Here is a 20149-nt window from a genome sequence, read left to right on the forward strand (position 1 = left end):
CAATACGGAATGACAGGTTTTAACTCTTGTTGAAGCTGCAGAAGTCGAATTTAAAAGTCAAATTTAAGTTGTACAACGACTGTTTTCTTTTGCTCTGTATTCAAATTACTTAAAGAAATTCCAAGTAAACGAACCGAATCTTTCATACGTTCTTGATACAATAATTCTTTCACCGTTTCTAAAATCAATCCTTTGTCTGCAATGAAATAAGGTAGGGTTTTACTACGCGTTTGCTGAGTAAAATCGCTATATTTTATTTTTAAAGTAATCGTTTTTCCGGCTATATTGTGTTTTTTCAACCTTCGTATTAAAGCATTTGCAATATTATCTAATTGCTCCATCATGAAAATTTCAGAGGAAAGATTCACCTCAAAAGTATGTTCAGCAGCAACAGATTTTGTAATTCTATCCGACTTGACTTCACTGTTGTGAATGCCACGAACCACATTATAATAGAAATTGCCAGACTTCCCAAAATGCTTTTCCAGAAACTCTAACGACTTACTTTTTAGCTCCAAACCGGTAAAAATTCCCAATTGGTACATCTTCTCAGTAGTCACTTTCCCAACGCCATAAAACTTACGAATAGGCAATTCCTCCAAAAACGAAATAACTTCATCAGGATTAACCGTTTTTTGACCATTGGGTTTGTTGTAATCACTGGCAATTTTGGCCACAAACTTATTGATAGAAATTCCTGCCGAAGCAGTCAAACCTACTTCATTAAAAATACGTAATCTGATTTCTTGTGCCAATAAACTAGCGCTTGGATTTCCTTTTTTATTAATAGTCACATCCAAATAAGCCTCATCAAGTGATAATGGTTCGACCAAATCTGTATATTCATAAAAAATCTTCTGAATCTTACTTGAAATTTCTTTGTACCGGTCAAATCGAGGTCTGACAAAGATTAGTTCCGGACAATTTTTCTTAGCCATAACGCCACTTATAGCACTCCGAACTCCAAATTTACGAGCTTCATAACTGGCTGCCGCAACAACACCCCTATTTTCTGAACCACCTACAGCAATTGGTTTTCCACGCAATTCAGGATTATCCATCTGTTCCACAGAAGCATAAAAGGCATCCATGTCAACGTGTATGATTTTTCTATTTGGAAACAATTCCTGCATGGGTATCCTTATATATGTCGTACTAATCTAATTATTTTTTAGATTCAGAACTCAAATAATTTTCAACAATAGCTGATTTGCTTTTCTTCTCTGTTGGAAAAAAGAAACTGAAAGGTCTGGATTTAAAATGTTTCCAAATAGACACCGTAACAAAACGCAATTCAAATAATGAGATGGCTCTGGAACGAAAAGCTAAACCCAATGACAGACTGAAACTGACCATAAAATTGACCAACCCAATAACACCTATTCCGAAAATACCCCAAAAAAGCATCGAATCACTTACTACATAATTCGCTCCATATAACGCCAAAGCTAAATTTCCGCTGGCAAAAGTAATGTGCCGAATATCAAGATTCAATCCTAAAAACAATCCTATTGAAGCTGTACTTCCCATGAAAACTCCAAACCAGAAATTAGATATAATTCCAGCCCATCTTTTTTCATATAATTTTGACAACTTAAGCGTACGGACTTTCCCCAAACTTCTTTTCAGCAAAGGATGTTCAGCAATCCTGAAATAAATTTGATTGTGTTTATCTCTATTGGCTATACTTCCCGAAATAATTCCGGATAAAAATAAAAATACTCCGGCAATCGCAGCGTGAAAAATCGCAAGCGAATGAATTGGACTTATATCGATCAAAAGAGTTTGCCATTTAGTTGCGGCAATATTATAATCCAAAGTATAATCAATCAACCAAATTCCAAGTAAAGAAACCGGGAAAGCCATAATAACGTTCCCCACAAAAGCTATAAACTGAGAACGAAAAACCCGCGCAAAAAGAATGGCAAAAGCCTCATATTTTTCAGAATTTTTTCCCTGCTTTGCGACACCTTCTTCTAATGATTTAATCAAGGCAGATGCCGTCATAGCCGGCTGTTTTGTTGCCAATGTAAACCCCAGAATATAAATTGCAATGAATCCAAAAGCATAATTCATACTGTATAGAAAAGCATGTCCAAAAAAACTGGTGTCCACCTTGGACAACAACACTTTGATAACACACAATATTCCAACAATAAAACCTCCGCCAAGTGCGGTTCGAAACATTTTAAAATACTCTTTTCGACTTTCGGTAATATACTGTTCCCCAGTTTTTGCGGTGTGTTGTGTAATTTCATAAGAAAGTAACTGCGTACTTTCGGCTATAAATTTTCGAACATTATTTTTATAACAATTGTATTTGATTAGTCGAAGCGCCAATAAAATTCCATTCCTATTTTTATCACTTTCTTGTTCTACAATCAGTAACGGAAATAAATATTTCAACCGCTCTAATTGCTGACTTATTTTTAACAAATTTTGATTGACACGAAGTGAGATTCCATATTTAGAACTATTTTGGAACGCTTTTTTGACAAATTCTTCACACTGTGCATGCAGAACCCACAATTGTGCATACGCCAAATTATCTTCCGAAATATAATGCGCCTCAGCACTTCTGATAGTATCTTGAATCAGATACAATTCTTTTTCAAAAGCAGCAAAAGGACTTTCAAAATCATCAAATTCCGGCACCATTTTAATCACATCCGTTTCCATGGCACGACCACTAATTCGCTGTGTTATGAGCGCCATTGCAGTCAATAATTCAGATAAAACGGAATTGGATTCTAAACTTATGTAAATAGATTTAAATCCCAAAAGAACATATAATTCTTCCAATTGGTTGAACGGTATTTTCTCAATCCAAACCGAATCATTAGACAAATAAAACACTTGATTAAGAATGAATTCTAAAGTGTTTTTTTGAGGTTGATTAGGTAAAATTTTAGCAAAAAGCCTTTTTTTAACTTCAAAAATAAAATCAACATCCTGTAAAATAGCAGCATCAGAGAGTATTTTGTTAAACTTTTTATCTTTTAAAATTTCTCTAATATAAATAGAAAGCTGGTTTCGGCAGGAATGATTTTCTTTCAAAAAAGAAATGATTTCCTGCAAATCTACTTGCTCTAAATTTTTAAGTTTCAAAGGGCGAATCGTACGAATCAACTCAATTAACGGCTCTAAATCATCTCCCGTATCACGCCAAGATTCGTGTTCATCAAAATAGGCTGTAATAATTTCCGTGGTAGGTAATTTTGGTTTTGCTTTAGAAAATACTGTCATTATAAAAATCTATTTTTGTAAAAATACGATTTGACAAATCAATTTTTATTAACTTGTTCTTAAAATAAAAAAAACAAACCTAATGATTGAAATAGAACGAAAATTTCTGGTTAGCTCTGACGCTTTCAAAACAGAAGCTTTTAAAGAGAATACTATTGCGCAGGGTTATTTAAGCTCAGTGCCAGAACGTACTGTTCGAGTTCGAATAAAAGGCGATAAAGGATTTCTGACCATAAAAGGAATTTCTAGTGCATCTGGTTTATCCCGATTTGAATGGGAAAAAGAAATTCCTGTTGAAGAGGCTAAAAAATTATTATTGTTGTGCGAAAAAGGAGTTATTGACAAAACCCGTTTTGAAGTCAAAGTTGGAAATCACATTTTTGAAGTAGATGAATTTCATGGAGAAAACAAAGGGCTAACTGTTGCCGAAGTAGAGCTCCAGTCTGAAACGGAAACATTCGAAAAACCCGATTGGTTAGGCGAAGAAGTGACTAATGACAATCGGTATTACAATGCTTATTTAAGCAATCATCCTTTTACAGGCTGGTGATTATTTTTCCAGAACTTCTATTGTTACTTTCATCTGACCGCTTCCTTTGTTCTGTGCTATTTCCATAAAAGCACGCTTGGTAAGGTCTATTTCTCTTGATCTTACAAACGGTCCTCGGTCGATAACTTCAACGACTACGGATTTTCCGTTAGCCTCATTGGTAATTTTTACCTTTGTACCAAATGGAAATTTTTTATGCGCTGCAGTATATTTATTATTGTCAAATTTTCTTCCGCTAGTGGTTCTTTTGCCCGTAAATTTATCAGCATAATAAGAAGCATGCGCGTTTTTTTTGTAGAATTTGTACTTTCCTTTTTCAACTATATTGGTATCCGAAACTATTTCTTGTTCCGCAAGTTCTATTTTATTTTTCTTAATAGTATCTTTTGATACCGGTGCTTTTTGTTTAATAGCAACCGCACTTTGACTGCTTATTAAGCCTATTACAGCAAATAAAAAGAACAGGGTAATTAATTTTTTCATTTATACTTTTTTTAGTTCAGAACTATTTTTACAAAAACCATACCTAGAAAAAAAAAGTCCTTTTCAGGACTCTATTTTTAAAACCACAAAGACCAAGGAATTCTACTCAAAATCAAAACTAAACCAATACCGTAAAAAACAGCAATAGCTTTGAATTTAAACTCATTTGAAATGGCTTTTTTATGTTTAGACCATCCAATTGTAATAAATACGATTGCTATTATGTTTAGCAACGGATGTTCTAATGAAGTTAATCGTAAAGCGGCATCTTTCATTTGACCGAAAGCATCTAAACCTAGTGGAGATACAAAATATAAAATAAGGCCTACAAGAAGTTGTGTGTGTGTACCGATTAATGCAAACAAAGCTATTTTTCTGTCTTTTGATGTAAATTCTTTTTTAGAAGTCATTCCAATAATGGAATTAACAACTGCAATTACTAATACTAAAAGTGCTAAATAAGCCCAACCGGAATGAAATTTCTGAATGAATTCGTACATATAATTTGTTTTTTGAAATTCAAATATAATAAAAAAAAAGGCATAAAAAAAACGGCATTACACCAAAAGTGAATGCCGTTTTCTTTATTATATAATTTTACTTAGAAGTTGTAACGTAGCGTAAAGTTCCAAGTTCTTCCAAAACCGAAGTATCCTTGATTGGCATCAGCTATACCTTTATAAGTTCTTCCTGCTGATTCATATGTTCCTGAACCTAATGTAGCAGAAGCTTTGATTGGCGTTCCTGATAATTCTGACAAATAAACCTCGTCAAAAATATTGTTCATTGTAAGTCTAAAACTAACTGTGTTTTGTTTATTTTTTCCAACAAACATTTTATATGTAGCTCCAGCATCAACTAAATCATATGTTGGTAGCATTAAATTTTCTTTAATAGCACCTGAATTAGCATACAGTTTGTCATAAGTTCTCCAATCTAAATCGAATGAAACGTTTTTAGACAAGAAATAATCAGCCCCTAATCCCCATGTAGTCTGAGCAGCATCACCCACTCTTCCTCCATCTACATCAACCAAAGATTCTTTTAACAAGTTTTGATTTTCATCAGTTTCTCTTGTAGTAGAATTTCCTTTATATTTCCAATCACCAATAGAGGCAAACCCTTTAAAATTCAACTCTTTAAATGGCTTGTATACAAAATCCAATTCAAGTCCTGTATGTAATTGCTGTACACCTAAGTTAGATTTATAGACTAAATCACCTTGTGCTAATACAGTTGTACCAACAGTTTCTGTCAAAGCAGTTACTACTCTTGAAGAAGAAACAACTCTGTCTTCCCATGAAGTTCTGTAAGCATTTAAACTTGCTGAAAAATTATTAATTTTAAAGTTATAACCCGCTTCTAAACCTAGAATTTTTTCATTTGATGTTAACGGATTAACTTCATTCGTAAAATTCAAATAAATATTATCGTGGTATGGTTGACGAGAATAATATCCTGCATTTACATATAACGAATTGCTTTCATTGATTTTAAAACTACCTCCTGTTTTCACATTAAATCCCAAATTATTCACTTTTTCAGAATCTTTGAACTCTGGTAAATAATCATAGACATCGAATCTTTGGTGAGATTGGTTTGAGACAGATGCTTGTAAAAATGCAGACAAGTTATCTTTACTGTATTCTAATTGACCAAATAAACCTCCATAAGAAATCTTTTCACTATAATCGTAATCAATTTTTTGATTATTATCTATTTTATTAAAAAAAGCTCCCCATGGGTCTGTAGACATCGACTTATTTACAATTTGACTCACATTGCTTCCTTGAGTTAAATGATTCGCTCCTCTTAATTTTCTAACATCTGTAAAACTTGTCAGTCCTAAAAAATTATTTACTTGTCTGTAGTGAGTTCCTTTGTAAGTTCTTAAATCAATACCTGCATTAAAAGAAATATTTTCGTTTAATTTAGTCTTTAGATTCGACACCACACCATACCATGCATGATTATTCATAGATGATCTGATCAAATAACTTTTTGCAAAAGTTTGATCTGCATCAGCTAATGCTGAGTTATTTGAATAGATTTGATCAAAATCAATATAAGTTGACTGACTTAATCCTGTATAAGGATTTACTTCAGATATACTTTTTTTACCACTTCCGTAGTTTCCTGTTCCTCCTCCTCGACCCCAAGAAGCATATACTACTGTAGATAAATCTGTTTTATCAGAAATTTTATAATCCCAGTTAAAATTAGCTACCGGTTTGTGGTAAAAGTTTGTTCTTTCTGATATGTATTGTCCATTCAAATAACCATAATTATTGTTATAGTTTCTTCCAAAACCTAAATAATCAGATATCTTTTTTGTGAAATTTTGATCATGCCATTGAGGAGCTCCTGTAAGCAAGAAGTTAAAACTATGTTTGTCATTCGCTTTGTATCCAAAAGAGATGAAATAGCTTTGACCTTGACCAAAAGTACCTTTATTATACCCGTCACCTTGCCAGTGAGATAATAAAACACTAACTCCAAACCCATTTTTCATAATCCCTGAGTTATAGGCAGCTGTAGTTTTTAGATAATCATTGTTTGCTGTAGATGTCGAAATAAAACCTCCTTCTTTTTTGTCAGTTGCCTTAGTAACAAAGTTTACTGTACCACCAACTGATGAAATGGCTAATTTAGAAGAACCCAAACCTCTTTGCACTTGAATAAAATTAGCAATATCAGACATTCCAGACCAGTTAGACCAGTACATTTTACCATCTTCCATTCCATTAATTGGTTGTCCATTTAATAAAAAAGCGGTATTATCTTGCTGGAATCCACGAACAGAAATTCGAGAATCTCCAAATCCTCCCGCTTGCCCCGCAACATAAACTGATGGCGTATTGACAAATGCTTGAGTAACATCCGCAGCACCTACTTTTGTTTGAATTTCAGCCGCTTTAATGGTAGAAACTGCTATAGGCGTTTTACGTTCTTTAGCTAAATCGATAAGTCCTCTTCCTACTACTACAATCTCCTCTAATTGATTAGAATCAGAAGTCAAAATGATTGTACCTAAATTTGTTGTTCCTCCATTAGAAACACTAAATTTAACTGTTTTGGTTTCGAAACCTAAATAAGTAATAACTAATTCTCCAGAATTAGCAGTTGCATCAACAGAAAATTTTCCGTCAATATCTGAAGAAGATCCAGCTGTAGTACCTTTGATAGCAACATTTGCTCCAGGTAAAGCACCTTGACCATCCGTAATAGTTCCTGTAACTTTTCCTTGAGAAAATACTGTTGAAACTACCAATAACATTAATCCAGTGAGTAACCAATTTTTCATTGTCTTCATTGTTGTTTAGTTTATTAATATTTGGCAAAATTATAACATTTTTAGGTTAAAAAGTTAATATAACGTTAAGAAAAATACATTTAGAACCTCTTTTTTTACAAAAAAATGATTCTTACATCTATTTTGTTAAAAAAAAATAATATTAATTATTTCATCACTGTTTTATTATTTGATTAGTAATTTTTCAGAACTAATCAATATAAAAAAATTAGTCCATATTCCTTTTACAGAATTACTTATCCATAAAAAAAGCCCTGATTTATATAAATCAAGGCTTCTGTATATTCATTTTTAGTGCTATTAAAACTATTTATTATCTCTACTTTTTAATTCATTATAAAAAATAAATTTTTAGTTTCTTTAAAGCAACTTTTACTTATTTGTCAAAAAATGATTTAACAAAAATGAAGTCGAACTATCGTGTTCTTTAATCGTTTTTGTATTGATTTCTTCCAAAATAGAATTTGCCAACTGTTTTCCTAACTCAACTCCCCATTGGTCAAAACTGAAAATATTCCAGATAATTCCTTGAACAAAAATTTTATGCTCATACATTGCAATTAACGAACCTAATGTTTTTGGAGTTAATTTTTGGATTAAAACAGTATTGGTAGGTTTGTTTCCTGCAAAGACTTTAAAAGGCAAAAGCGCTTCTGCTGTATCTTTTGACAAACCTTGTTTATCGAATTCTGCCTGAACTTGTTCTTGAGTTTTTCCGTGCATTAAAGCTTCTGTCTGTGCAAAAAAGTTAGACATCAGTTTGTCATGATGATTGTCATCTCCATATAATGGTTTTACAAATCCAATAAAATCAGTTGGAATCACTTTAGTTCCTTGATGAATCAATTGAAAAAAGGCGTGTTGTGCATTTGTTCCCGGCTCTCCCCAAATAATAGTTCCGGTTTGATAATTAACGGGTTTTCCGTCACGACCAACACTTTTTCCATTACTTTCCATCGTACCTTGTTGCAAGTAAGGCGCTAATTTTTGCAAATATTGTGTGTAAGGAATCAGTGCTTCGCTTTCGGCACCAAAAAAGTTGTTGTACCAAACGCTTAATAATGCTAAAGTTACAGGGATATTTTTGTCAAAATCAGCTGTTTTAAAATGCTCATCCATTTCACTTGCACCATTCAATAATTCGTCAAAATTATCAAAACCTACTGCTAAACTTATTGAAAGTCCTACTGCGCTCCATAAAGAGAATCGTCCTCCAACCCAGTCCCACATTGGGAAAACATTGTCAGAATTAATTCCAAATTCAGTTACTTTTTGAAGATTTGTAGAAACCGCCACAAAATGCTTCGCTACATCAGATTGAGTTGCTGATTTTAAAAACCACTCTCGTATTGTTTCTGAATTCGTTAGTGTTTCCTGAGTTGTAAATGTTTTAGAAACGATAACAAAAAGTGTAGTTTCCGGGTTTAATTTTTTTATAATTTCGTTTACATGATCGCCATCAACATTCGAAACAAAATGAACATTTAAGTGATTTTTATAAAACTGTAACGCTTCAACAGCCATTACTGGTCCTAAGTCTGAACCACCAATACCAATGTTTACAATATCTGTAAATGGTTTTCCGGTGTAACCTGTTCTTAAACCGGAAGTGATTTCGTTTGTAAATGCTTTTATTTTACTTTTTACTTCGTAAATTTCAGGAACGACATTTATTCCTTCAACATTTATAACTGCGGATTCTTTGGCTCTTAATGCCGTATGAAGTACTGCTCTGTTTTCAGTTTGATTGATAATTCCTCCTTCAAAATATTCTGAAATAGCGCTTTTAAGTCCAACTTGATTGGCTAATTCGAGTAATAACGTTAACGTTTCCTCATTGATTCGATTTTTTGAAAAATCAACTAAGAAATCATTCCATTTCAAATTGAATTTTTCTACTCGTGAAGCATCTGATTGAAACATTTCGTGCATCGATGCCGTTTGCATTTTTTCATAATGCTTTTGAAGCTTATTCCAAGCTTCGGTACCTGTTGGGTTTGTTGTATTTAAAGCCATCTATATTTGATATTGTAGTATTATTTTATTTTTGTGCAAAAATACTGAAATTAGTTTAAATAGACAGGGAGTTTACACTTATATAACACTTAAAAACTACAATTTTACCAATTGAAAGATTATGGTATCAGGAATTATATTATCACAAATTAGCAACACTGTCCAGCTCTCTTTTTAAAGGCTCAATATGTGTTAAAAATCGTTTTTTACTACTGCCATTCATTGGCTCACCATTTGGCAATTTAAGTTTAAGCGCATCAACCTGAACGCCATTTTTCCAAAAACGATAACATACATGAGGTCCTGTAGCTAATCCTGTACTACCTACTTTACCAATAACCTGCCCTTGTATTACGTGCTGGCCCCGACGAACCAAAATCCTGGACATGTGTAAATACTGAGTAGAATAGGTTCCGTTGTGCTTTACTTTTACAAAATTACCGTTTCCTGTAGTAAACCCGGTTTGCTCTACGACTCCGGCTGCCGTGGTCGTAATAGGTGTTCCATAAGGCGCGGCATAATCGGTTCCCTTGTGGGCTTTCCAAGTTTGCTGTACCGGATGAAATCGATTTGAAGAAAATCGGGAAGATATTCTACTGAATTTAATGGGCGTTTTCAAAAAGAAATTCTTCAATGTTTTCCCGTCTTCATCATAATATTCTATTTTTTCCGACGAAGGATTCTGGGCAAAAGGAAAAGCATAAACAAACTTGCCTTTATATTCAAAAAAAGCAGCCTCAAGACTGTCAACACCATCATAAACAGTGTCATTTATATACCTTTCGGTAAAAGTAATAGCGAACCGATCTCCTTTTTTTAATTTAAAAAAATCTATAGACCAAGCATAAATTTTAGAAATTTTACTGGCCAAAGCACCTTCAACTCTCGCACTTTCTAAAGTTTCAGACAAAGATCCTTTTAATAATCCGCCAATTGTTCTGCGTTTTATTTTTATTGGCAACGTTTTCTTATAAGCCGTAACTGTAGAATCTCTCAAATCAACCACATAATAATTCAAAGCATTGGGCTGATAAATAAAAACCTGTAATTTATTTTTTTTGTCTTTAGATCGGAGTAAAACATAGGGTTTATCAAATCGCATGATTCGCACATCAAAAGTATCTTTTACCTTTTCGATGATATCGTAGACATTTTTATTTCCAATATTTTGCTTTTCGATAATACTGCCAAAAGTGTCTCCCTTTTTTATCGTGTCGTGAATTACATTATAATCGGCATAGGTAAATCCAAACTCAATCTTTTTGTAAACTGGTTTTGCGGCTGTATCCTCTAATGTTTCGTCGTTTTTAGAACAAGATAGTATAGAAAATAATACTATAATAAGTAAAAAGAAATGCTTCAATCTGTTTATATTTTGAAATTTAAACTAATTTTCAGAGCCCCAATTTGCTAATTCATCAGCACTCCATAATTCTGGAAAAAATATTCTTCGTTGGTATTTTGGATGCATGTATTTTTTCCAATCGCTTCCTCCGGTGGCTTCACCGTCCCCTTTTCCGCTTTGGTCAATATATTTTTTGGCTGTATTAAGATGCTGCATTACCCATGTAATATTCACGGTATGATCATAATGACGCATAGCGGCAACTAATTCCTTGTTTTTTTGATCTTCAACAGGAAGTTGTTTGAATTTTTGCCAAATATTGATGGTGTTATATTCCTTCATGTGTGTCAAGAAAATTCCTTTATATTTTCGTTCAAATTCTTCCAATAAAAAAGATTTCTTTCGCGTTTGATACTCTTTACCGGCAGCTTGCCAATACAAATGTTCAAAAGCAAATTCAAAAGGGGTATTTCGGTCAATTGACGCTCTAAATCTATAATCAATAAGATTAATCAAATCTGTTGAAGAAAACTCTATCAATCGGTATTGCGCACTTTGAAAACCACTGGCTGGTGTTAATGTGTTTCTGAATTTCATGTATTGTTCCACTTCCATTCCTTCTTCCATGATTCCAAAAGAAGTAGTCAACATATCAAAATAACGACTGATGCGCATTAAACGTTCGGTAAAAAAATCAGTTTTAATATTTTCACAATATGAAATCTGATTCATTTCCCAAAGAATCATCTTAAAAATCAATTCATTGACTTGATGATACATGATAAAAACCATTTCATCAGGAAGTGTGGTTCTTTGTGTCTGAAGACTCAACAAAGCATCCGTTTGAATATAATCCCAATAGGTAATTGGTTTTGACCAAAGCAACCCTTCTAAATGAGTTTCTGTCTTTTGATGTATCGCTTGGTATTTTAAGTCAATTTCTTTCAAAATAGCTTCTGAATGATCCGTACTACTCATTATTGTTTTACTTTAAATGGATTTTTTAATCCTTTGAATGCTTCTAAATCAGCTTTGATAGATCCAACTGCCAGACTTGCTTTTATTCGAATAGGTAACTTATTATCATCATCTGAAATCCAAACCGTTAAACTTTCCTGCTCCTTAAAAACACGCCCTGACTGTACCAAAGGTCTAAATATCATCGTAGAAACGACGCCAAATTTAGTTGTAATATCCTCACGACCAATGAACTTTAACTTAAACTTTGTAGTCTCATCATCAAAAAACATATCTATAGAAACAGATTCACCCGGTTTTATTTTATCAATATTTGGATAATTACGCAAATAATAAAAGGTCGACATAATGTCTTGCGTATTTTTTGGAATCGAAAATGTATTTTCGGTTTTATGCTTATAATCTTTTACCAGAATTTTATTAGCTGAAGGAGTAAAAAAGCCTTCTTGATTTTTAGTATATCCGCCTTCATTAATTTTTCGGACAAATTGATATGGATTTCCGGTCTCTCTGTCAATGTAGCTTTCATAAAGATCATCAACCTTGAAAAAAAATCGGGACATGCCTGTAGTGTAGCCTTTCCCGACAACATGAAAGACTCTTTTGTTGTTTATTGATGCGTCTTTAACCTCCATAGTGGCATAACCCGCATTTACAAAACCATAATGAATTCGGAATTTGAACCATTCACCGACCGCAAAAGCATCTTCTTTTTGAGAGTCGAAACTTACAGTCGTTATAAATATTAAAAGAAGTGCTATTTTTTTCATCATCTTATTGTACTATTTATTGACCACAAGTGCAAATTTTGTTCCAAATGTATTAAAACAAAAAAACTCAGTCAAATAATGACTGAGTTTTTATGCTATTAACTAACCAAAAAACTATAAATTATGAAATTTATATCAATAAAAGAAGGAAACCACCCCTTCTCTTTTTGCGAGTGCAAAGGTAAATAACAAATCTATGTTTTTTTCATCTAAAATATACTTTAACACAACATTAGCAAAGAATGATGTTACTTGTCGATTATTTTTTCACATTATGCAAAAAAAATGCACTTTTATAAAGTTCCTCTCAATTGCTGTTCCCGTTCTATTGACTCAAAAAGGGCTTTAAAGTTACCTGCTCCAAAACCTTTAGCACCCATTCTTTGGATAATCTCAAAAAATAAGGTCGGTCGGTCTTCAACTGGTTTAGTAAAAATTTGCAATAAATAGCCATCTTCATCAGCATCAACCATAATGGCTAATTTTTCTATGACAACTAAATCTTCGTGCATCATTTTCATGTGTTCCCCCAATCGGTTTGGAATATCTTCGTAATAGGCATGCGGTGGCGCAGAAAGAAACTCAATTCCTCTTGCTCTCAACTCCGAAACCGTCGTGATAATATCATCTGTGGCAATTGCAATATGCTGTACACCTGAACCTTCATAAAAATCAAGATATTCTTCAATTTGAGAACGTTTATTTCCTTTTGCAGGCTCATTGATCGGAAATTTTATCCTACCATTACCGTTACTCATTACTTTACTCATCAAAGCGGAATATTCGGTGTGAATTTGTTTGTCATCAAAAGAAAGAAAGTTCACAAATCCCATCACGTCTTCATACCATTTCACCCAAGTATTCATCTGGTTCCAACCCACATTTCCCACCATATGATCAATATATTTAAGTCCAATTGGCGCCGGATTATAGTCTGATTTCCATTCGACAAATCCAGGAAGAAAAGCTCCCGTATAATTTTTTCGTTCTACAAACATGTGTACTGTTTCGCCATAAGTATAAATTCCGGCTCGGACTACTTCCCCAAATTCGTCTTGCTCCACTACTGGCTCAAGGTATACTTTTGCGCCACGACTGGTGGTTTCTTCAAATGCTTTTCGGGCATCTTCGACCCAAAGTGCAATAATTTTTACACCATCGCCATGCTTTTTTACATGTTCACCAATTGGAGATTCGCTGTTTAAAGCGGTAGTCAATACCAAACGGATTTTATCTTGTTTTAAAACATACGACACTTTGTCACGAGAACCGGTTTCTAAACCGCTATACGCCAAGGACTGGAAGCCAAAAGCAGTTTTATAGAAATGGGCAGCTTGCTTAGCGTTTCCTACATAAAACTCTACATAATCGGTTCCCATTAATGGAAGGAAATCTTGTGCGCCTTCGAATATTTTCTCTAAACCGTAGTTTACTGATTTTATTTCTTTACTCATTATTTTTTATTTTTTTGTCACGATTTGGAGTACTCTATAAAAGAGCTGTTTCTATATGATTGTCCTAACCCTAATGGTCAAATTACTCTACCCAGGATTTGTAATACTGACCATCATCAATTCCCATAGCTTCTTCGGTAACCATCAAGGGACGAAAGGTATCGACCATAACCGCTAATTCCTGAGTGATAGTCTGCCCAATACTGCGCTCCATGGCGCCAGGTGCAGGTCCGTGAGGAATACCTTTGGGATGCAATGTAATATGACCCTGCTCTATATTATTACGGCTCATAAAGTCGCCATCAACGTAGTACAACACCTCATCACTGTCAATATTACTATGATTGTATGGTGCCGGAATTGCTTTTGGATGGTAATCATACAGTCGCGGAACGAAGGAACACACCACAAAAGTTGCTGTTTCAAAAGTTTGATGTACTGGCGGTGGTTGATGTACGCGCCCGGTTATAGGTTCAAAATTGTGAATGGAAAATCCGTACGGAAAATTATACCCATCCCAACCCACTACATCAAAAGGATGTGTCGCATAAATGACTTCATGCATCATTCCTTCTTTTTTGATTTTGATTAGGAAATCCCCTTTTTCATCATGGGTTTCCAATTCGTTTGGCAAAATAAAATCGCGTTCACAAAAAGGAGCGTGTTCCAGATGTTGTCCAGACTCGTTTTTATAGCGTTTTGGAGTATAAAATGGTGCGAATGATTCTACGTAAAATAGTCGGTTTTCTGTAGTTTCAAAATCTATTTGATAAATAATTCCACGCGGTATAATTAGATAATCGCCATATTCAAAAGGGATATTTCCCATCATGGTACGCAATTTCCCTTTTCCTTTGTGGATGAAAATTAGCTCATCAGCATCAGCGTTTTTATAGAAATACGTTCGCAAAGATTGTTTTGGCGCGGCCAATCCTATCGTACAATCTTTATTGACGAGCATGGCTTTGCGGCTGTCCAAGAAATCCTCTTCAGGTTTTAACTCAAAACCTTTTAGCAATAATGATTTTATATTTTTGCCAATGGCAATTTTAGGTTCCACCGAATACGACCTTAGGATTTCCTTAACCTGAGTGGGTCTGTGTTCGTGATATAAAAGTGAAGAATGACCATGAAATCCTTCTGTACCAAAGAGTTGCTCATAGTAAAGCCCGCCATTTGGTTTTTCAAATTGGATGTGTCGTTTCGAGGGAAAATTTCCCAATTTATGATATAATGGCATGTTTTTTTGTTTAAAAGTTTAACAATTTAAAGTAGAGCACTTTATAATGCACGGCATTCAATCAAAAAAGGGTTTCTTATTCAGGATTTCTCTTGATAAGGAATTGAAGATATTCTAATAAACCTGTCCATTTTGTTTTCATTATAACAAATATCGTAATTTATTTGATACAATTCGAAATTAAAACCAAAATCCAATGCCGAACCACGTATATCCTTTTGGATTTTCAGGCGACCAGGAATGCTTGATTTCTACAGGTCCTATTGCCGTTTCTAAACCGTATCCTACGGCATATCCGGTATATTTTGGCATAGAAATCCAATCTACCGTTTCAAAAAGATTATCTTTTAAGTTGGCAAAATTAGCCGAAAAATTAAAGTGATTTTTCTTGAAAAACTCATAATCTAAGGTCGCTGCGGTCTTGATATAACTGTTTGCAGCAACGCTCAAAAAATCATAGCCATAAAAATGTTTGAAATTATTTATGGTATTATATCCATATCCTCCTAAAACAAAATTAAAGAAAGACACGCTTTCGCCTCCAAAACTGAAACCGGCATCTGCTTGAAACTTCAGCGTAACCTTATTTATAATTTTGGTGGCGATTCCCACTTCGGCTTTCGCTATAGAAAAAGGATTGAATCGATTTGTGTAATCAGATGAAAATAAATAAGACTGGACGTCGCCAGAAAAATACCATCCTTTTTTAGGGAAATATTTATTATCAAAAGAGTCGTATTTCATATAACCAAAAACACTTGTATAACTGCTTCTGTCAATAATAGGGTCTGCATTTGACAAGGTTTCGGATTTTATTTTAAGAAATTTTAATTCTACTCCGGCGCCTACCAAAAATTTCTGTACAAATAAAGACTGGAAATATGCTTGATTGGTCACATCCGAAAAATCGACATTGATGGTATTTACGCCTACACCACCTAAATCCTGCGGACTTATTTCTTTTGCTACATTGCGGTTAAATTGATTAAAATGGGACTTAAATCCAAAACTGAGATTAAACCCATTGTCAATGTAATAATCAAAATTATACCTGAAATTATCTCCTAAAATAACATCTAGGGAGATAATATCGTTTTTAAAAAGTGCTTTCTTGTTTGTGAAATTGACCAAAACCCCACTTTTATACAAGCCGTCATAATGCAATCCAAATTTCAAAAAACTTTTTGTTGGATTTTCTATCAAATGAATATTCAAATGCTCTTTTTCCTCTTTAGGCTCAAAAGAATAATCAATAGCCCGGAAGTTTTGGGTCGCATTAATATTATTTATTCCCATTTGTAAATCGGCATAACTCACTTTTGTATTTGGCTTAAACCGCAATTTACTCAACACATACGCTTGAGTGTAATTATTCAATTCATTGCAATTGACCTCCTGGATTTGTAAGGTATCGGATTTGATAATTAATTTAGGTTTCGCATAAAAATCCTGTTGTCCTTGAAGGCTTCTAATTATTTCATATACCGAAAAGGCGGCTTCTTCCCCTTTCCTGATGATTTCCTGTCCTTTGTCAAACGAGATTACACCGTAGCTTTTGATATCCGGTTTGATATAAATATCGGTATTGGCTACTTTTGCTTTCATCTTCTCAATAGATTGAAGATTGGTAATTTGAACCAATATTTTGGTCGCATTTTTCAGCTGATTTCTATCCATTAAATCGTCTTGCACATCAACACCAATGATGATATCCGCTCCTAATTTTCGAACTTCTTCAATGGGATAATTATTCGCAACACCGCCATCTACGAGTAATTCTCCGTCAATTTCTATGGGTGAAAATAAAGACGGAAATGCCGCACTGGCTAACATGGCTTGCGCCAAATTCCCTTTATTCAATAAAACCTGTTTTCCAGTTTCGATATTCGTTCCTATACATAAAAATGGCGTTGGCAATTGATTAAAATCCCTTACATGGCGCACATTTCTGGTGATTCGGCTCAATAAATTAAAGTTATACATCCCTTTTGAAAGGGCTTCGGGAATACCAATTTTCAGGTTGTTAAACGGCAGTACCAAGGCGTATAATTCGTCATTTCGTTTTTCGTAGAAATTCTTGGAAGACCTTGGAATAAAATCATTGATTAGCTCATCAAAATTGGTGGATTGAAAAATGGAATCAATCTGAGCTGCATTGTATCCCGAAGCATACAAGCCGCCAATTACCGCTCCCATACTGGTTCCGCCAATATAATCGATTTTGATGCCGGCGTCTTCTATTACTTTGAGCACTCCGATATGTGCAAATCCTTTGGCCCCGCCTCCACTAAGAACGAGTCCTACTTTAAGCCTTTTTTGTTCTTGTGAAAAAACGGATTGTGTGCTGAAAAGAAAACTAAGAAGAAAGACGAACGAATAAAGGATAATTCGTGATGTATTGCGCAAGCCCCAGATTACAGTGAAAAGCCACGACAGCAAAAAAGCTATTTTTTCCTGAAAAAAAAGAGCGATCCAAGGAGCTCCTTTTTTTTTATTGGAAAAAAAGCTTTTTTGCGGAGTGCTTGAAACGGAAAGCTGGAATAGGCTCATAATAAGAGGGCTAATTATTATTGTAAAAGTCGGTAATTTTTTTCGCTTTTGATATACCTATAACGTCCGAAATTTCTTTTTCGGTGGCTAGTTTTAATCTTTTAACACTTTTAAAATGCTGAATTAAAGCGAGCATGGTTTTTTCGCCAATGCCCGGAATCGATTCAACCGAGGAATTCAAGGCCGCTTTGCTCCTCTTGTCGCGGTGATGCGTAATCCCAAAACGGTGCGCCTCGTTACGCAATTGCTGAATTACTTTGAGGGTTTCCGACTTTTTATCTAAATACAACGGAATAGAATCGCCGGGATAAAATAACTCTTCGAGCCGCTTGGCAATTCCGATTATGGCAATTTTTCCCCTTAAGCCCAGCTCATCTATACTCTTGAGTGCCGATGATAATTGTCCTTTTCCTCCGTCAATGATGATGAGTTGCGGCAAGGGTTCGTTTTCGTCTAATAATCGTTTGTAGCGGCGATAGACCACTTCGGTCATCGAGGCAAAATCATCCGGTCCTTCAACTGTTTTGATGTTAAAATGGCGGTAGTCTTTTTTGCTTGGTTTTCCGTCCTTAAAAACCACACAAGCCGCAACAGGATTGGTTCCCTGAATATTTGAGTTATCAAAACACTCTATGTGGCGCGGTTCTACGTGCAAGCGCAAGTCTTTTTGCATTTGCGCCATAATTCGGTTGGTATGACGATCCGGATCTACGATTTGCAATTGCTTGAGTTGTTCTATTCTATAAAATTTAGCGTTGCGAAGAGACAAATCCAGAATTTGTTTTTTGTCGCCCAATTGCGGTACGGTAATTTTTATTGTTTCGCCCAAGTCCACCGGAAACGGTACTATGACTTCTTTAGACAGCAATTGAAAACGCTCCCGGAGTTCAACAATCGCCAATTCCAGCAGCTCTTCATCGGTTTCATCGAGTTTCTTTTTGATTTCCATCGTGTGGGAACGAATGATGGAGCCATGCGAAATTTGCAAAAAGTTGACATAGGCCGCACTTTCATCCGATACAATCGAAAACACATCAATATTGGTAATTTTTGGGTTGACAATCGTAGAACGCGATTGGTAATTCTCGAGAATTTCTATTTTCTCTTTTATTTTTTGGGCTTCTTCAAAATGCATATCGGCAGCCAAATCCGTCATGACGCGCTTGAAATCCTTCATGCTTTCCTTGAAATTACCTTTGAGGATTTCGCGGATTGCATCTACTTGTTTTTGGTAATTTTCTAAGGTTTCATATCCCTCACAAGGTCCTTTGCAATTGCCAATATGGTATTCGAGACAGACCTTAAATTTCCCGCTGTCGATGTTGCTTTGGCTCAAATCATAATTGCAGGTTCGTAATGGATACAACTCTTTTATCAGTTCTAAAATCGTATTTACGGTTTTGAAACTGGTGTAGGGACCAAAATATTCCGACCCGTCTTTGACCATTCTTCGGGTAGAAAAAATTCGGGAGAAAGGTTCTTTCTTAATGCACAGCCAAGGGTAACTTTTGTCATCCCGCAGTAACACATTATAGCGCGGTTGCAAAGTTTTTATCAAATTGTTTTCCAGCAAGAGCGCATCGGTTTCGGTAGGAACGACAATGTGTTTTATGGTTACAATTTTCTTGACCAGCACATTGGTTTTGGCCGTATCGTGTATTTTATTAAAATACGAAGAGACTCTTTTCTTCAGGTTTTTGGCTTTGCCCACATACAATATCTTTCCCTCCTTGTCGTAGTATTGGTACACGCCAGGATTATCGGGCAGGGTTTGTATTTGAAGCGCTATAGTGGGATTAGTCATTGTATTCTTTTTAATCGCAATTGATTTTATTGTTGAAATTACTCTTGAAAAATCAGCCACAGATCAAACGGATGAAACGGATTTTATCAGGTTATTTAAGTCTTGAATTGAAATTGTTACTATTGCTATTTGACAGTAATAGTACCATTTCATTTTACTTTCAACAAATTTACAAATAACATTAGTAAGATGCCAAAATAAAAATACTAGTCCTGCAAATGTCCGGAAGTATCTTGAATCTTTAAAAACTTCGCGAAAGGTTGAATTTTAATTAATCTTAAATAAAAAAATTGAACCACATAGAAACATAGAAAAAAGAGCTGGATAGCCCAATTCTTGGGTTCACATAGCTATGGCTTTTTCTAAAAAAGTGAAATGCCTTCCAAAATTTTAAAATCTA

Annotated in this window: 14 protein-coding genes; 1 reads left to right on the forward strand and 13 read right to left on the reverse strand. The window is 34.6% G+C overall.

The features are described 5' to 3' along the window. Positions 1-50: 50 nt before the first annotated feature. A complete protein-coding gene (dinB, locus tag O6P34_RS03700) occupies positions 51-1133 on the reverse strand; it encodes a DNA polymerase IV (RefSeq protein WP_269685978.1) in 1083 nt (360 codons plus the stop codon). 31 nt (positions 1134-1164) lie between these two features. Beyond that, positions 1165-3246, reverse strand: coding sequence for a recombinase (locus O6P34_RS03705; protein WP_269685979.1), 2082 nt, complete (start codon positions 3244-3246; stop codon positions 1165-1167). 82 nt (positions 3247-3328) lie between these two features. Here O6P34_RS03705 and O6P34_RS03710 point away from each other — a divergent pair, with 82 nt between their 5' ends. Beyond that, a complete protein-coding gene (locus tag O6P34_RS03710; RefSeq protein ID WP_269685980.1) occupies positions 3329-3796 on the forward strand; it encodes a CYTH domain-containing protein in 468 nt (155 codons plus the stop codon). On the opposite strand, the gene O6P34_RS03715 is transcribed toward O6P34_RS03710, so the two are convergent. From O6P34_RS03715 to uvrC, 11 genes are all read right to left on the reverse strand, one after another. Next, positions 3797-4279 carry a septal ring lytic transglycosylase RlpA family protein gene (locus O6P34_RS03715; RefSeq protein ID WP_269685981.1) on the reverse strand — a complete coding sequence of 161 codons (483 nt, stop codon included), beginning with the start codon at positions 4277-4279 and terminating at the stop codon, positions 3797-3799. 77 nt (positions 4280-4356) lie between these two features. Continuing rightward, positions 4357-4779, reverse strand: coding sequence for a hypothetical protein (locus tag O6P34_RS03720; RefSeq protein WP_269685982.1), 423 nt, complete (start codon positions 4777-4779; stop codon positions 4357-4359). 101 nt (positions 4780-4880) lie between these two features. After that, positions 4881-7592 carry a TonB-dependent receptor gene (locus O6P34_RS03725; protein WP_269685983.1) on the reverse strand — a complete coding sequence of 904 codons (2712 nt, stop codon included), beginning with the start codon at positions 7590-7592 and terminating at the stop codon, positions 4881-4883. 372 nt (positions 7593-7964) lie between these two features. Beyond that, on the reverse strand, positions 7965-9608 hold the full coding sequence (pgi, locus tag O6P34_RS03730) for a glucose-6-phosphate isomerase (RefSeq protein WP_269685984.1): 1644 nt from the start codon (positions 9606-9608) through the stop codon (positions 7965-7967). Positions 9609-9750: 142 nt separating this feature from the next. Beyond that, entirely contained in the window at positions 9751-10971 is a 1221-nt protein-coding gene (locus tag O6P34_RS03735) for a M23 family metallopeptidase (RefSeq protein WP_269685985.1), read from the reverse strand. Between the two features lie 24 nt (positions 10972-10995). Beyond that, the gene (locus tag O6P34_RS03740) at positions 10996-11931 is read right to left on the reverse strand and encodes a tryptophan 2,3-dioxygenase family protein (protein ID WP_269685986.1); all 936 of its coding nucleotides are present in this window, start codon (positions 11929-11931) and stop codon (positions 10996-10998) included. Next, complete coding sequence (locus O6P34_RS03745; protein ID WP_269686724.1) at positions 11931-12701, reverse strand: DUF3108 domain-containing protein; 771 nt, start codon at positions 12699-12701, stop codon at positions 11931-11933. The genes O6P34_RS03740 and O6P34_RS03745 overlap by 1 nt, the downstream gene beginning before the upstream one ends. A 293-nt stretch (positions 12702-12994) precedes the next feature. Continuing rightward, on the reverse strand, positions 12995-14155 hold the full coding sequence (gene hppD / locus O6P34_RS03750; protein WP_269685987.1) for a 4-hydroxyphenylpyruvate dioxygenase: 1161 nt from the start codon (positions 14153-14155) through the stop codon (positions 12995-12997). 82 nt (positions 14156-14237) lie between these two features. Beyond that, positions 14238-15395, reverse strand: coding sequence for a homogentisate 1,2-dioxygenase (locus O6P34_RS03755; RefSeq protein ID WP_269685988.1), 1158 nt, complete (start codon positions 15393-15395; stop codon positions 14238-14240). 180 nt (positions 15396-15575) lie between these two features. Beyond that, on the reverse strand, positions 15576-17945 hold the full coding sequence (locus tag O6P34_RS03760) for a patatin-like phospholipase family protein (RefSeq protein ID WP_281324527.1): 2370 nt from the start codon (positions 17943-17945) through the stop codon (positions 15576-15578). Between the two features lie 10 nt (positions 17946-17955). Beyond that, the gene (uvrC, locus tag O6P34_RS03765; protein ID WP_269685990.1) at positions 17956-19749 is read right to left on the reverse strand and encodes an excinuclease ABC subunit UvrC; all 1794 of its coding nucleotides are present in this window, start codon (positions 19747-19749) and stop codon (positions 17956-17958) included. Between the last annotated feature and the right edge of the window lie 400 nt (positions 19750-20149).

This window comes from Flavobacterium lacustre, from assembly GCF_027474525.2.
Lineage (GTDB): Bacteria > Bacteroidota > Bacteroidia > Flavobacteriales > Flavobacteriaceae > Flavobacterium > Flavobacterium lacustre.